Source organism: Kangiella koreensis DSM 16069 (assembly GCF_000024085.1).
Taxonomy (GTDB): domain Bacteria; phylum Pseudomonadota; class Gammaproteobacteria; order Enterobacterales; family Kangiellaceae; genus Kangiella; species Kangiella koreensis.
On the sequence record NC_013166.1, the window covers coordinates 2,484,755 to 2,499,277 of the forward strand.

Consider the following 14,523-nt stretch of genomic DNA (forward strand, 5'->3'; position numbering starts at 1 on the left):
TCCTCTCATAAAATACCAAAACAAAAGAAGAATAAACTATAACTTACCATCAGAAACATCATCTATATACATAACTGAAGTCTATTTGCCTAACTTTATTACATCTGCTCTACTTTGTTGTATAGTTATAGTTTATAGAATACTTATTGATAATTATGCAACATTGGACAGATTACTGGAAAAATACTAATGCTTTAAACAGTTTTTCGGAAGGAAAACAGGGGCAAGGCTATCAAAAGGATATTGCTGACTTTTGGGAGAATCAATTCAAACAAATAACCCCAAGTGGTACAGTTGTGGACTTAGGGACCGGTAACGGTGCTGTTGCTGTATTAGCTTGGCTATTCTCCAAAAACAACCAACTAGACTGGAATGTAATTGGAATTGATGCTGCCAATATTGATCCTCGCAAGCTAAATCTAGAAGATAAACTTATTAAACGAAGTTTAAACAACATTGAATTTATAGCGAACACTCCGATCGAAACAGCACCCTTTCAAGCTGGAAGTATTGATGCTTTTATTTCTCAATTCGCTTTTGAATATTCAGATTTAAAAAAATCTCTTCAGCATTGCTTCAACTGTCTAAAACCCGGGGGTATAATTTCAATAATATCTCATCATCCAAAATCCCATATATCATATGACAGCTTAATTGGTGAGAAAGTTATAAGGTACATTCTCGAAGAATCACCAGCCTTCATGCAAACTGATCTGTTATTAGATATTGCTCTCCAACAAACCCAAGCCGGGCAGATGCATAATTGGACCAAAAACCCTCACAAGCAAGTTATAAATACGACTCTTCACTGGATCTTTGCACAATTAACTGATAAATATAGCGCAGACGCCGATGCGGAATATTGGTGCAAATTAACCATTGGCCAAATTGTAAATATCCTAAAACAGGTTGGTACAATTGATCCTCTTCAATTAAAGAGACACCTTCAACAGCTTTATCACAACCTTGTATCTCATAGGTTAAGACTCCAAGATCAAAACAATGCCTGCCTTTCAGAAACGCGACTCGAACAAATAGAGGAGCACTGCAAGACGAACGGGATATCTTTAAAAGTTGAAGAGTTTTATATTGAGGGTAAGCTATTTGCTTTTCATTTAATTATGCAAAAATAGCTTTGATGTTATCTTATATTGAAGAATAATTGAGCCTGCGTTTAACGCTGGCCCAATTAATACGTTGTTCCAATGCGCTCTCAGTATTCCCAACCTTCAAGGCTGCCATAAGCTTCAAGCTTACTAATTAAGGGTTGTAACTCATTTCGATAGTTCTTCCACATCCCAATTGAACTTGAGTATACTTTCTGCCTAACTTGACTGGCACTTGCTGTCGCTGTTGGCTGTTTATTTTCATGGAAATCTAGACAAGATTCTTCCCAGTCAAGCCCACAAAATTCAATAACGCTTCTAGCAGTAACCTCAAGATTATTAACTAGGTCTTCATATCTAACCGTTTTTACAACCCCAGGCAGAACTTTTTCCCAATGAGACATTAATAACTGATGCTGATAATAATATTCAGCTAATTCCTCTAAATCATATGAGAACTGATAGATATCAGTAAATAATTGCTTATAAACGGAGTAACATACATCAAGCGGATGCCTTTCTAGTATTAATATTTTTGATTGAGGCAATGCTAAATGGATAAGACCAGCATACACTGCGTTGTGCGGGAATTTATCTACAAAACATTTAGTTTTGTGGCCAACCGCTCGACAAGTAGTTAAGTATTTCTCTCCTAACTCATGAAAATCTAAATGGGTGGACTCTGGAACCATTTCACTCCGGGAAAAGTCCGGATTTAGCTTTAATTTTTCCACACCTGCGCTCATAAAACGTATAAAATGAGGTAACTCGCCAGCTGAGGACACTTTACCGTGACTACTCACAATTCTTTCTAGTAACGTTGTTCCCGTTCTAGGCAAACCAACGACAAAGATCGCTTCTTTAGATTCATTACTCTGCTTCTGGCTTTTTGATAGCGCTTTTATGACTTCTTCACTATATGTTTCGCGCAAAGCAATCAATGAATCAATGTCATCTCTGAAGTCATATTTCAGACTTTTCCTGAATATCTCCGCCCCTCTCTCTCTTGCTTTGAAGCTTTCTTCATAACTCTCACAATCTTCTAGCTCTTTTGCCAATGCGTAAAAACCTTTGGCTTTTGTTACTGGGTCTTGAATAGTCTTATTTGTTAATGCCTTTAGCTCTTCTATATTATTCCTTGATTGACTCATTTTCTTTAGGCTACTACGAAAAAAATGCACCTCACAATCAAACTCATTACCCCTGAGCGCCTTAGTTGCTAAGTGATTAGCCTCATCTAAATCTCCAATAAAGAGCACAGCATTGGCCAGTGCTAGCATTATCTCAGGATTATTGGGATCTAACTCCAAGGCTTTTCTGTAACACGCTTCTAGCTCTTTATACTTTTGGTGTCTATTAAAAAAAGAGGCCAAAGTCATAAAAAACCTCTTATCTTTTATATTATTTTCTTTAAGTTCCACAGATAATCTTAAGGATTTTTTCAGCTCTCCCATTCTTTCAAGTAGCAAAACTTTGTGGAGCTTAAAGCGCAACTGCCCAGGTTCTAATCTAATAGCCTTATTAATAGCAACTAATGCTTCGTCATAACGTCCAACTTTATCTGCGATGAATGATTTTGTCATCCATGCATCAGCAAACTTAGGAAACATTTTGATTAACTGTAGACATAAATCCCAAGCCTCTCCCAGCTGATTCGAGTTTATTAAGAAATGTACCTTTTGAATGAGTTGATTTGCCGAGGGTAAATATTGTTGCATGTGACACCTTTATAATCAGGTTATTAATATAATAAAGCCTACGGCTTTAACTCTATAATTAAGGTCCTAATGGTATAGCTACTAACAACCACAATACAAGCATGAAACTCACTTATTAAATACTTAGTCTAAGTCTAATCTATTTATTTTTACTGTTTAAACCAAGAAATGGATATTCTTTAAAATTGATTCATGACTATTGTGGTTAGTATGAGGTAAGAAGTGTTGTATGAGTTATTAATATACGTATTTATTTCGTCCTAACACAATTTCCTTTGTGTTAAAAAAAAGGCGAGGAAACCCCCGCCTTTTTTATTTCGCTTGTTAACTTAAACTTAGAAAGTTTGAGTATAACGAACGTAAGCTACACGACCATAGCCGTTATACAAGTAGTAGTTGTAGTCACGGTTATCGAATGGCTCTAAACGTGGAAGTTTTTCAAATACGTTTTGAGCACCCACTGAGATTTGACCATCCCATGAAGTGTTATAGCTAACTTGAAGATCATGAGTAGTCCATGTACCCCAGTTGCCTGTACGTCCAACACGTCCACCTGAAATGCTTTCTACATCAATATATTGACTACCGATTGCATTCACGTTCCATGCAATAGTGAAGTCATTAATGTTATACACGTTTTGCAACGCTGCACGCCATTGTGGAACACCTGGGTCACGAGTTAAGTTACGACCACCGTCTACGCTGTAGTCATGAATCCAAGAAACCTGGAAGTTTGAAGCCAAACGACCCGCATCTTCGAAATCAAAGTTGAAGCGAGTGTTCATATCCACACCATTAGTCTCAAGGTCACCCTCGTTACCATAACCAGTTAGGATTTCAGCAATTGAACCATCTTGTCGACGAGTTACACCCAAACCTGGAGGAATTGGATCACCGGCATCTTCACGTGCTAACAAGTTACCAGAACTAAAGAATGCAATACGATTATCGATTTGAATATCGTAGTAATCTAAAGTGAAGTTAACCCAATCAGTAGGCTGATAAGCCAAACCGAATGCATATTGCTTAGACTGCTCAGACTCTAGGTCAGGGTTAGCAATACGGTATGCATTAATTTGAGTTTCACAATTTGCTGGTAAGTTTTGAGCCAAACATGTTGCAGGATCTCTCACAGCATCAGCTGAGAATGATGTCAGCTGAGTCAAGATATCCAGTGTTGGAGCGCGGAAACCTTCACCATACGACGCACGCAAGGTTAGCTCTTCCATTGGCTGATAACGCATAGATACCTTTGGAGAGAAATCGTTACCGTAATCTGAGTAGTCATCGAAACGGCCTGCAACAGATAGCTCGAAGTCTTCAGTAAATGGAAGCAACGTTTCGAAGTACATTGCATTTACGTCACGGCCACCGCCTGCAGAGTTACCTGCTGAACCACCAACCTGACCAGCCTCTGATTGCGCGTCATATTGGTCAGAGTAGTACTCTTCACGACGATCAGCACCAACAAACATCTGAATAGCGCCACCATCTAGCTCACCTAGATCAAATGCTGCAGAAGCTGCAACTTCATCAAAGTTGAAGTCACTTACACGTAGAATTGTAATAGCTGAACCGCTTAGCACATTAGCAGGGTTGTCAAATGGGTTTTGAATGTCATAACCGTAGTATTCGCTTTCACCCACGAAAACACCACCTGAATCGTAACCAGGGTTAAACTCGTTTACGAAATTCCAGGCAATTTGTGCCGCTAAATAGCCATTACCATAATCATATGACTTATTGCGAACACGACGCATATTGAAATCTAACTCTACATCGCCGACAAAACCCGTAGCACCTACTAAGAAGTCAACATTTTCGTTGTCTACTGTATTATCACGGTTACCTAATGCTGCAAAACGGTGGAACATGTGAACATCTGTCTGCGCACCGACTCTAGCCGCATCGTATGCAACCGCATTTGGGTTGTTAACAGTGTCATACATCCAAGCATCTGGGTTAGTCGGGTTGTTGTAACTATCGCTACTAATTGCATAGCCTTGGAAATAGTTAGTATCAGGGATTGGTGCATAACGGCCAAATGATTGGTTCTTAGCAACAGTTGCGTTTGAGTACAACTGCCAATCATCATTAATCATGTGGCTTGCTTTCAAATATAAAGATTCATTCGTAGTTGAAGCTTCATTTGCGTTGGTCGCATTGAAGTTATAACCACAGAAGTCACCAATTTCAACGTAGTTTTCGCCTTCACAACCGCCAGGTATCGCTTGGTAAGGGTTAGAAAAGTCAGATCTTCTCCAGTTATTACCATACCTAGATAATGCTGGCTGAGTCCATGGGAAATCACGCTGGAAAACAATTTCACGCTTGTTCCAAGAAACACCACCTAGCAAGCTAGTTGTATCGTTCGATGAACCGAAGACCAAACTACCTGCTTCACGCTCACCACCTTCTGCTGGAACGCTTGGCTCAGCTTTTTGCAAACTAATTTCTGCGCCATTGTAATCTTTACGAGTGATTACGTTGACAACACCACCGATTGCATCAGAACCGTAGATCGCTGATGCACCATCAGTCAAAATCTCAACACGCTCAATTGCGCCCATTGGGATTGAGTTCAAATCCTGGCTAGAACCAGTTGATGGTGACATAGTCAAACGACGGCCATCAACCAATACTAATGAACGAGATGAACCAATACCACGTAGGTCAATCATCGCAACACCCTGCGCTGAAGAACCAGACTGTGGACGGAATGAACCTGTTGTATTAAAAGTTGTGTTACGAAGTAATTCGGCTGCTGAAATCTCACCAGAAAGTTCGATTTGCTCACGAGTAATTACAGTAACTGGGTTTGCACCTTCAACGTCAGTTCTTTTTAAACGAGAACCTGTTACAACAACCGTTTCTGCGTCGTCAGCTTCTTCTTCTGCAGCGAAAGTAGCTGGCGCAGCAACAGCCATTGAAGCTGCGAAGCCGCTATATAAAGCGTACTTAACTGCTTTAGCTATCATTGTCTTGTTAGTCATAAAATCCTACCTATAGATAAGTTGGTAAATTTTCTTTCTTTTTACCCAAAACCACATTTTGTCGTGCCACAATAAAGTACCACGGCCAAACACAGCCTTGGAGAATGCTATAGTTATCATAATTTTCTATAGTTGGTCAACAAGTTTTACATTTAAGTTACTATAGTGATAGACCTTGTTTTCCCTTACAGGGGCTGCTCTAGAGCTTAATATTCACCCTCAAAAAATAATTAACTTTGTCTCTTTTTTGACCAGCATAAAATCACTTCTGGTTTGTTTTTCCCATATCATGGAGTTTTGCTGACCTTTCACACAATTGCACCAGTTTGGTGCGTGAGCTTTCCTATTTCCTTCTTTTACTATTAGTTATAATTTTATGACCTGCTTATAATACACACCATCAAATTCTTTTTGACACACTGGAGCTAGAGTAATGTCAGTTGAAAACGTTCTTAAAATGATTGAAGAAATGGATGTTAAGTTTGTCGACCTTCGCTTTACCGATACAAAAGGTAAAGAACAGCACGTCACGATTCCTGCGCGCTTAGTTGATGAGGAAATGCTTACCGAGGGCAAGATGTTTGACGGCTCTTCAATTGCCGGCTGGAAAGGCATTAATGAGTCGGACATGGTGTTAATGCCAGACGCTGAATCTGCGGTTATGGATCCTTTCTTTGAAGATACTACGCTAAATTTGCGTTGTGATATTTTAGAACCGTCAACCATGACTGGTTACGATCGTGACCCACGTTCTGTTGCACGTCGCGCAGAAGAATACTTAAAATCAACGGGTATCGCTGATACTGCATACTTTGGCCCAGAGCCAGAGTTCTTCATGTTTGAAGATGTGCGTTTTAAAACAGACATGAGTGGTTCATTTGTTAAAATCGACGATCCAGAAGCGGCATGGAACTCTGACAAAACTTACGAAGGCGGTAACTATGCTCACCGTCCGCGTGTAAAGGGTGGTTATTTCCCAGTACCTCCAGTCGACTCATCACAAGATATTCGTTCGCAAATGTGTTTAGTGATGGAGCAAATGGGTTTGCGAATTGAAGCGCACCACCATGAAGTGGCAACTGGTGGTCAAAACGAAATCGCGACTGAATTTAATACGCTAATGAAAAAGGCTGACGAAGTTCAGATCCTTAAATATGTGATTCATAACGTTGCGCATGCCTATGGCAAAACAGCCACTTTCATGCCAAAGCCAATCGTTGGTGATAATGGTACCGGAATGCACGTTCATATGTCTTTGGCTAAAGATGGCAAGAACCTTTTTGCTGGTGACAAATACGCTGGTCTTTCTGAAGAAGCATTGTATTACGTTGGTGGCATTATTAAGCATGCTCGCGCGCTTAATGCGATTACCAACCCATCAACTAACTCCTTCAAGCGCCTGGTTCCTGGTTTCGAAGCTCCGGTTATGTTGGCTTACTCAGCCAAAAACCGCTCAGCATCAATTCGTATTCCGCATGTAACCAGCGCTAAAGCTCGTCGTATCGAAGTTCGCTTCCCTGACCCTATGGCTAACCCATATCTGGCATTTACTGCACTAATGATGGCGGGCTTAGACGGTATTCAAAACAAGATTCATCCTGGAGATGCTATGGATAAAGACTTGTATGATTTACCAGCAGAGGAAGCAAAAGCTATTCCAACCGTAGCTAAATCATTAGAGCAAGCACTTGATGCACTTGATGCAGACCGTGAGTTCTTAACTCGCGGCGGCGTCTTCTCCGATGACATGTTAGATGCATATATTGATCTGAAACGTGCTGATATCGAGCGTTTGAACATGACAACTCATCCAATTGAGTTTGATATGTACTACAGCTTGTAATCAGATGCTAAGCAACATACAAAGCCCAGCACAAGCTGGGCTTTTTTATTTTGACACCGAGCACTAACTGACTAATACTTTGTCTAATCAGTAAATGATTTACAGGGAGATTTTAATGTCACTTAAAGTTTCATACTTATTCAACGTTTTTATTCTGATAGTAAGTTGCTCTTGGCTTACATCAGCTGATGCCACCGTACTCTATAAAAAAGTCGACAAAGATGGCAAAGTCACATACACCGATAAGCCTGGTGATGATGCCGAAGCGATAACCGTTCACACTGATCGCAATGTCGTGTCAACACCTCGAATGAACTCAGGCAGCCCACAACAATCCACCGATAGCGAAGAAGAAAATGAAGGCGCAGCCTATGAAGTTTTCGCTATTGACAGTCCAGCTGATGACCAAGGGGTTCGGGCAAATGATGGTTCGTTAACTATAGTCGTCGGCATTTCTCCGCAGATACAACCTAATCACAGCATTCGTATGCATATGGATGGTATGCAGGTTGGTCAAGATCAGAAGATTCCTTATTTCAATTTAGCAAATATTGACCGCGGTACTCATGAGTTGGTGGCTATGGTCATTAATGACGAAACACAAGAGATCGTACAGACTAGTAAATCCGTAACCTTCCACTTATTGAGAACATCGATTTTAAACCGCTAAAAAACACTTCTTTAATGTTTAACTAAGCAGCGCACCAGAATGGTGCACTGCTGGTTTTAGCCTGTTATACTAAGCTACTTCTCTGCCAACGAACCCTGCAATGAATACCAAAGCTCTGCTTGATCAGCTTTCCACAGCCGTCATGCTATTCGATACTCACGGTCGCTTTGCGTACCTGAATCAAACTGCAGAGAGCGCCCTGATGACGACTTCCAAAGTCCTGTTAGGGCAACGCTACAGCTATTTCATCGCCAGCGACAGCCTACCGTTACGCGAACTACTAAAAACGCTTAAAGATAATGGTAGCTTTGCTCAGGACGACTTAAGATTAGAGCTACTTAATGGTCGTAATATTATCGCTAACTTCACAGGGCATTGGATTCATCTGGAGAAACCATATCTGTTGGTTGAGTGGCAAGACAGACAAAGTATCAAGCGCTATCAAAACGAACTTGGTATTCTGCAACAAAACCAAACCAATAATAAATTGCTCGCGCAACTGGCACACGAAGTTAAAAATCCGCTGAGTGGTATCGCCGGAGCAGCGCAACTTCTTGCTCAAGAGCTCCCTCCTGAACAGCAAGAGTTTACAGCCATCATTCAGCATGAAATTGAGAGACTTTCTAAACTGGTGGACCGATTGCTTCTTGGCGGAAAAAAAGCTAGCAAAGTATCCCTTAACATTCATGAAATCACCGAACAGGTTTATGACTTTTGTAATATTAACTTGCCGAAAAATATTCAGTTGATGCGAGATTATGATCCAAGCTTGCCCGAGTTAAACATTGCCCCCGAATCTGTTTATCAGGCTTTACTCAATGTGGTTCAGAACGCAGTAGATGCCTGTGCTGAACAAAAGCGAGCGACCATCACCATCAAAACCCGTGCCATCCCCCGCCACAGTATCGGCATAAAACAATATCCTCTTATTATTCGTATTGATGTTATTGATAATGGGCCAGGAATTGACCCTGCTCTTCAACCGAATGTGTTTGTGCCGCTTATTAGTGGTAAACAAAGTAGCGGCCTGGGATTGGGTATCGCACAAAGCCTGATCCAACAGCAAGAAGGCATCATCGAATTTATCAGCGACCCAAGCAGTACCATTTTCTCCATCTACCTGCCGGTGGTGAAAGCTGAGGAAGAAGTAGGATTAATCAACAATGAATGAGCAAGCGACCATACTGGTAGTGGATGATGACAGCTCCATTCGTTGGGTGCTGGCAAGAGCACTACACAATGCCGAGTACAAAGTTATTTCTTGTGATAACGGAACCGAGGCAATTGAGCTGGTTAATACGCACCAGCCCAATATCGTGATCACCGATATACAGATGTCAGGTATGAGCGGATTAGAACTATTGGAAAAGCTCAACCAATCGCATCCTAGTCTGCCGGTAATTATGATCACTGCTTATGCCGATACAGATATTGGCAGCCAAACTCATGACCTGGGTGCATTTGACTACCTACCCAAACCATTCAATATCAATCAAGTTATCAACATTTGCCGTAAAGCCCTTGATAGCCGGCAACCCGATACTTATTTGCCTGCATGGCAACAACAAATCCACAAGACCATTGAGCAACATTACCATCAGGGACAAACTAAAATATTGCAGCAAATTCAAGATGATTTTGAGCGCTTTATCGTGGACAATGCGCTACGCCTTACTCATGGCCACAAACAAAAAGCAGCCAAACTTTTGGGCTGGGGGCGCAATACTTTGACCCGCAAACTTCAACAGTGGCAACAGCAGGACAACGACTGAATGTACCATATCGTTTTATTTGAACCAGAAATTCCGCCAAATACGGGCAATATCATTCGCCTGTGCGCCAACACTGGATTCCAGCTACACTTAATCAAGCCGCTCGGTTTTGAGATAGATGACAAAAAAATGCGTCGCGCCGGACTCGATTATCACGAATGGGCACAAGTTAAAACCCATGAAAACTATCAAGAATTTCTTAATAACGAACAGCCCAAGCGATTATTTGGACTGAGTACCAAAGCAAAGCACTACTTTCATCAAATTGCCTACCAAGATGGTGATTATTTAATGTTTGGTCCAGAAACTCGTGGTTTGCCTAATCATATCCTGAATGATATTGGGGAACAGCTGCTGAGAATCCCTATGCGGCCCGATAGTCGCAGTTTGAACCTTTCCAATACCGTGGCTATTGTAACTTACGAAGTGTTGCGACAGGGAAGTTTTGAGGGGTTTCTGTAAGTGGAATTTTTAACTTTAACCCTAACCTTCAGATTTAAGGTCTCGAGTTAATAATTCATGTGCGGCCTGACGGGCGTCGACGCCTTCATAAATTATGCGATAAATCGCATCGCTGATTGGCATTTCGACCCCTAGTCGCTCCGCCAGCATCTTAACTTCCTTGGCATTACGAACACCTTCTACTACCTGCCCAATGGCATGCTCAGCCTCATCTCTATTAGCACCTTTACCTAAAGCTAAACCAAAACGCCTATTACGCGACTGATTATCGGTACAGGTTAAGACCAAATCGCCCATGCCTGCCATTCCATTGAAAGTTTCCTGCTTTCCGCCTGCGGCAACACCTAAGCGAGTCATTTCAGCCAAACCCCGAGTGATCAAGGCTGTTCTTGCGTTCGCACCATAACCTAGTCCGTCAGCAATTCCAGCACCGATAGCTACTACATTTTTAACCGCACCACCGACTTGAACACCAACGATGTCATCACTGGTATAGACTCTGAAACGCTCATTATGTAAAGCCAAAGCTAATTGCTCAGCAAAGTCGTCATTATTAGCTGCTAAAGTGATAGCGGTAGGCATACCAATAGCCATTTCCTTGGCGAAAGTTGGCCCAGATAAAATGGCGTGTGGCATATTATCGCCTAAAATATTTTTCAGCACATTACCTAACAAATCACCACTATCGGGATCGAGCCCTTTGCTCGCCCATACTAGCTTACTATCTTGGTTTACAAGAGGTTTGATGAGGTACAGTGTATCGCGAAACGCATGACTTGGGACCGCTACAAGAATAATAGGATGATGCTTTAAAGCTACATCAATTTGATCGGTTACTGATAGATTGTCAGGGAAAGCGACATCAGGAAGGTATTTCGTATTCTGTTTTGCCTGCTGCATTTCAACAACATGCTGAGAGTTGCGAGCCCATAACTGAACACTATGGCCATTACGGGCAAGCAAAACTGCCAATGCGGTTCCATAAGAACCTGCCCCAAGAACCGCAAAGGAAAGTTGTGCAGACATTAAGCGTTCGCTTCGCCCTGACCCGCCTGTTGCTGCTGAGCTTGCTGCATAGCCTGCTCATACAAAGCATTAAAGTTAATAGGTTGCAATGTAAAGCGAGGGAAACCACCGCGCGCAATAGTTTCAGAAATGGCTTCACGAACGTAAGGAAGTAATTGTTCACAACAAAAAGTTCTCAACATACGGTTTCTTACTTCATCTTCCAAGCCTTTAATACCGAATACACCACCGTATTTTACTTCTGTGATATAAGCAGTTTTCTCACCATTTTTTGCAGTAATGGTTACTTGCAACTCTACCTCATAACTGTTGTTGTCTAAGTCTTTAACTTTATTATTAAGATTGACATCAATGCTTGGCTTATATTGTTCCAGAAAAATCTCTGGTGAGTTAGGAGCTTCAAAAGAAACGTCTTTTGCGTAAACTGTTTGGATTTGAAGTTGTGCACCTTCTGGAGTATCAACTTTCTGCTCGCTATTATTTCCGATGTTTTGATCTTGTTCTGCCATAATATTCTCTCTTAATTTTTAACAAATCATTCATTGTTGTCTTGCAAAAGTGGTAATAACTCACCCTTGCGGTGTAATGCATACAGGTCATCACAACCACCAATTGCACGTTCATTGATTATTATTTGAGGAACCGTATAACCACCGGTTAAAGACTCCATATGAGCACGAAGCTCAGCATCTCCATCGACAGGAATCTCTTTAAAATCAACCTGTAATTCATTTAATAACGATTTCGCTCTGACGCAGAATGGACAGTAACGAGTGGTGTAAATGGTTACTTGTGACATTGTAGTTCTCAAATATCGTTGGATGTTTTAGCTTAGCCTTTCGCTAAAGGCAAGTTTTCTGTAGTCCAGGACTGAATTCCACCTTTTAGCTTATGTACCTCGGTGAAACCGTGTTTTCTAAGTTGCATTGTAGCATTCCCTGCTTGCACGCCTGCGTTACAGACCATAATGATGGGGGTTCCTTTATGCTTTTCAAGGTCCTTAATCCGATCCTTAAGCTTACCAAAAGGAATATTCATCGAACCTGGGATATGACCCTTGTTGAAATCCGCAATCGCGCGCAGGTCAACCACCACTGCATTCTGCTTGTTGACCATTTGCGTCATCATTAATGGTGTCAATGACTTAGAGCCGCTGGTTGCGGTTTTAATCAAGCTAATAATAATTAGTACAGTAAATGCCAGCCAGGCAGTCCCCAAAACAGGGTGATTACCGTAAAACTCGAGTAGTTGTTGCATCTGCTGATAAGCCTTTGGATTTCACAAAATAGAGACAGCGCATTATACACAAAACAGCACCAAGGCCTAGAGTCTATAAGGATGTCTAATTAAAAATATAGTTGCTTACATGTCAAAATGGAGGCCTGAGCCTCCATTTCTATGGTAAATAGAACAGTCTTCTAAGCTTCGGAATCAACAGCAATAACCTTTAAAGTCGCTCCTTCAAAGCCAACGACCTTTACCTTTTGCCCTTCTGGTAAATCAGGCCCCTCCACGCGCCAGTAGGAGTCTCCGACTCTAACCTTACCGACTCCATTCACAATGGCGTTACTAAGATTAAACTCCCTGCCGATCAAAGACTTGCTACGCTGATTCAATGAACCCGAATCATCATCCTGATCGAGTTTATGTTTTTGGGCGTATTGCTTCCATAAAATTAAACTGGCTACCGACAACACCGAAAAAACAAGCCATTGAATTTCAGGTGGCATCAAGCCAGGCATCAGTAACTGGAAAACACCAACCGCCAATGCACCCAATCCAAACCAGAGTAAAATGGCACCCGGAGCAAATATCTCGAGGATTAATAGCACTAGCCCGAAAACCAGCCAGTGCCAATATTCTACTTGTAGGAAAATCTCCATAGCTACCCCTTACTTTTTGGCAAATGACTCTTTGGCAATCTCAGCAATACCGGCTACCGAGCCAATGACAGAAGTAGCCTCAAGAGGCAACATTAACACTTTCTGATTATCAGAAGTCGCGATTTTAGCCAATGCATCAACGTATTTTTGTGCGACAAAATAATTAATGGCCTGCACATTACCTTCGGCAATCGCTTTCGAGACCATTTGCGTTGCATTCGCTTCCGCTTCAGCCTGACGCTCACGCGCTTCCGCTTCACGGAATGCTGCTTCTTTTTCACCTTCAGCTCTCAAGATAGAAGATTGCTTCATACCTTCAGCTTCCAAAATCTCTGACTGTTTGGTCCCCTCGGCATCTAGAATTTGAGCACGCTTTAGACGCTCCGCTTTCATCTGTTTCGCCATCGCATCAACCAAATCACGCGGTGGTAAAATGTCTTTAATCTCTATACGAGTGACTTTCACACCCCAAGGATTGGTTGCTTCATCCACAATAGTCAAAATTCGTGCATTGATTTCATCACGCTTCGACAACATCCAATCCAGATCCATGCTACCCAACACTGTACGAATATTGGTTTGCACCAAATTCTGCATAGCACGAGGCAACTCATTCACTTCATAAGTCGCCTTAATCGGATCAATCACCTGGAAGAAGCACACTGCATCAATGGTGACAGTCGCGTTATCCTGTGAAATGACTTGTTGTGCGGGAATATCAAGCACCTGTTCTTTCATATTGACCGTGGCGCCGATTTTATCGACGATAGGCACAATCAAATGCAAGCCAGGTGATAACGTCTTGCGGTACTTCCCAAAGCGCTCGACCGTATATTCAAAACCCTGAACCACTGTTTTAACGCCAGAAAATAATAAAAAGACGACAAATACAGCAAACCCAATAATTAAACCCAGTTCCATTAATATCTCCTTAATTTGTTATTGAAATTGTTTTCGCCCATAACTATAGGGAATCTTTCCTGATGAGATCAATCGTTTTTATGTAACTAATTTTTGACAAGTGATTGAAACTTGTAGGCTCCGGCTGGC

Annotated in this window: 14 protein-coding genes; 6 read left to right on the forward strand and 8 right to left on the reverse strand. The window is 41.6% G+C overall.

Features of this window, described 5'->3' with window-relative positions; translation table 11 throughout:
• Window positions 1–155: 155 nt before the first annotated feature.
• The gene (locus tag KKOR_RS11480) at window positions 156–1,133 is read left to right on the forward strand and encodes a class I SAM-dependent methyltransferase (protein WP_015781299.1); all 978 of its coding nucleotides are present in this window, start codon (window positions 156–158) and stop codon (window positions 1,131–1,133) included.
• An 80-nt stretch (window positions 1,134–1,213) separates the two neighbouring features.
• Here the strand turns inward: KKOR_RS11480 and KKOR_RS11485 are convergent, their stop codons facing one another.
• Window positions 1,214–2,824, reverse strand: a complete 1,611-nt coding sequence (locus KKOR_RS11485) for a tetratricopeptide repeat-containing sulfotransferase family protein (RefSeq protein ID WP_015781300.1) — start codon at window positions 2,822–2,824, stop codon at window positions 1,214–1,216.
• Window positions 2,825–3,159: 335 nt separating this feature from the next.
• Window positions 3,160–5,817, reverse strand: a complete 2,658-nt coding sequence (locus tag KKOR_RS11490) for a TonB-dependent receptor plug domain-containing protein (RefSeq protein ID WP_015781301.1) — start codon at window positions 5,815–5,817, stop codon at window positions 3,160–3,162.
• 433 nt (window positions 5,818–6,250) lie between these two features.
• Between KKOR_RS11490 and glnA the strand changes: the two genes are divergently transcribed.
• From glnA to trmL, 5 genes are all read left to right on the forward strand, one after another.
• Window positions 6,251–7,660 (forward strand): glutamate--ammonia ligase, encoded by a 1,410-nt coding sequence (glnA, locus tag KKOR_RS11495; protein WP_015781302.1) that lies wholly within the window; start codon window positions 6,251–6,253, stop codon window positions 7,658–7,660.
• A 115-nt stretch (window positions 7,661–7,775) separates the two neighbouring features.
• Window positions 7,776–8,330, forward strand: coding sequence for a DUF4124 domain-containing protein (locus tag KKOR_RS11500; protein ID WP_015781303.1), 555 nt, complete (start codon window positions 7,776–7,778; stop codon window positions 8,328–8,330).
• A gap of 100 nt (window positions 8,331–8,430) precedes the next feature.
• Window positions 8,431–9,501, forward strand: coding sequence for a nitrogen regulation protein NR(II) (gene glnL / locus KKOR_RS11505; protein ID WP_015781304.1), 1,071 nt, complete (start codon window positions 8,431–8,433; stop codon window positions 9,499–9,501).
• Window positions 9,494–10,102 (forward strand): response regulator, encoded by a 609-nt coding sequence (locus KKOR_RS11510; protein ID WP_015781305.1) that lies wholly within the window; start codon window positions 9,494–9,496, stop codon window positions 10,100–10,102. Before glnL ends, KKOR_RS11510 begins: the two co-directional genes overlap by 8 nt.
• Window positions 10,103–10,564, forward strand: a complete 462-nt coding sequence (trmL, locus tag KKOR_RS11515) for a tRNA (uridine(34)/cytosine(34)/5-carboxymethylaminomethyluridine(34)-2'-O)-methyltransferase TrmL (RefSeq protein ID WP_015781306.1) — start codon at window positions 10,103–10,105, stop codon at window positions 10,562–10,564.
• Between the two features lie 21 nt (window positions 10,565–10,585).
• Here trmL and gpsA read toward each other — a convergent pair whose 3' ends face one another.
• The 6 genes from gpsA to KKOR_RS11545 form a co-directional block, all read right to left on the reverse strand.
• Window positions 10,586–11,590: an NAD(P)H-dependent glycerol-3-phosphate dehydrogenase gene (gene gpsA / locus KKOR_RS11520; RefSeq protein ID WP_015781307.1), complete on the reverse strand. Its 1,005-nt coding sequence runs from the start codon at window positions 11,588–11,590 to the stop codon at window positions 10,586–10,588.
• The gene (secB, locus tag KKOR_RS11525; protein WP_015781308.1) at window positions 11,590–12,099 is read right to left on the reverse strand and encodes a protein-export chaperone SecB; all 510 of its coding nucleotides are present in this window, start codon (window positions 12,097–12,099) and stop codon (window positions 11,590–11,592) included. The genes gpsA and secB overlap by 1 nt, the downstream gene beginning before the upstream one ends.
• A gap of 26 nt (window positions 12,100–12,125) precedes the next feature.
• Window positions 12,126–12,389, reverse strand: coding sequence for a glutaredoxin 3 (gene grxC / locus KKOR_RS11530; RefSeq protein ID WP_015781309.1), 264 nt, complete (start codon window positions 12,387–12,389; stop codon window positions 12,126–12,128).
• A 32-nt stretch (window positions 12,390–12,421) separates the two neighbouring features.
• On the reverse strand, window positions 12,422–12,847 hold the full coding sequence (locus tag KKOR_RS11535; RefSeq protein WP_015781310.1) for a rhodanese-like domain-containing protein: 426 nt from the start codon (window positions 12,845–12,847) through the stop codon (window positions 12,422–12,424).
• 161 nt (window positions 12,848–13,008) lie between these two features.
• Window positions 13,009–13,473, reverse strand: coding sequence for an NfeD family protein (locus tag KKOR_RS11540; protein WP_015781311.1), 465 nt, complete (start codon window positions 13,471–13,473; stop codon window positions 13,009–13,011).
• 9 nt (window positions 13,474–13,482) lie between these two features.
• On the reverse strand, window positions 13,483–14,394 hold the full coding sequence (locus tag KKOR_RS11545) for an SPFH domain-containing protein (RefSeq protein ID WP_015781312.1): 912 nt from the start codon (window positions 14,392–14,394) through the stop codon (window positions 13,483–13,485).
• Window positions 14,395–14,523 lie beyond the last annotated feature (129 nt).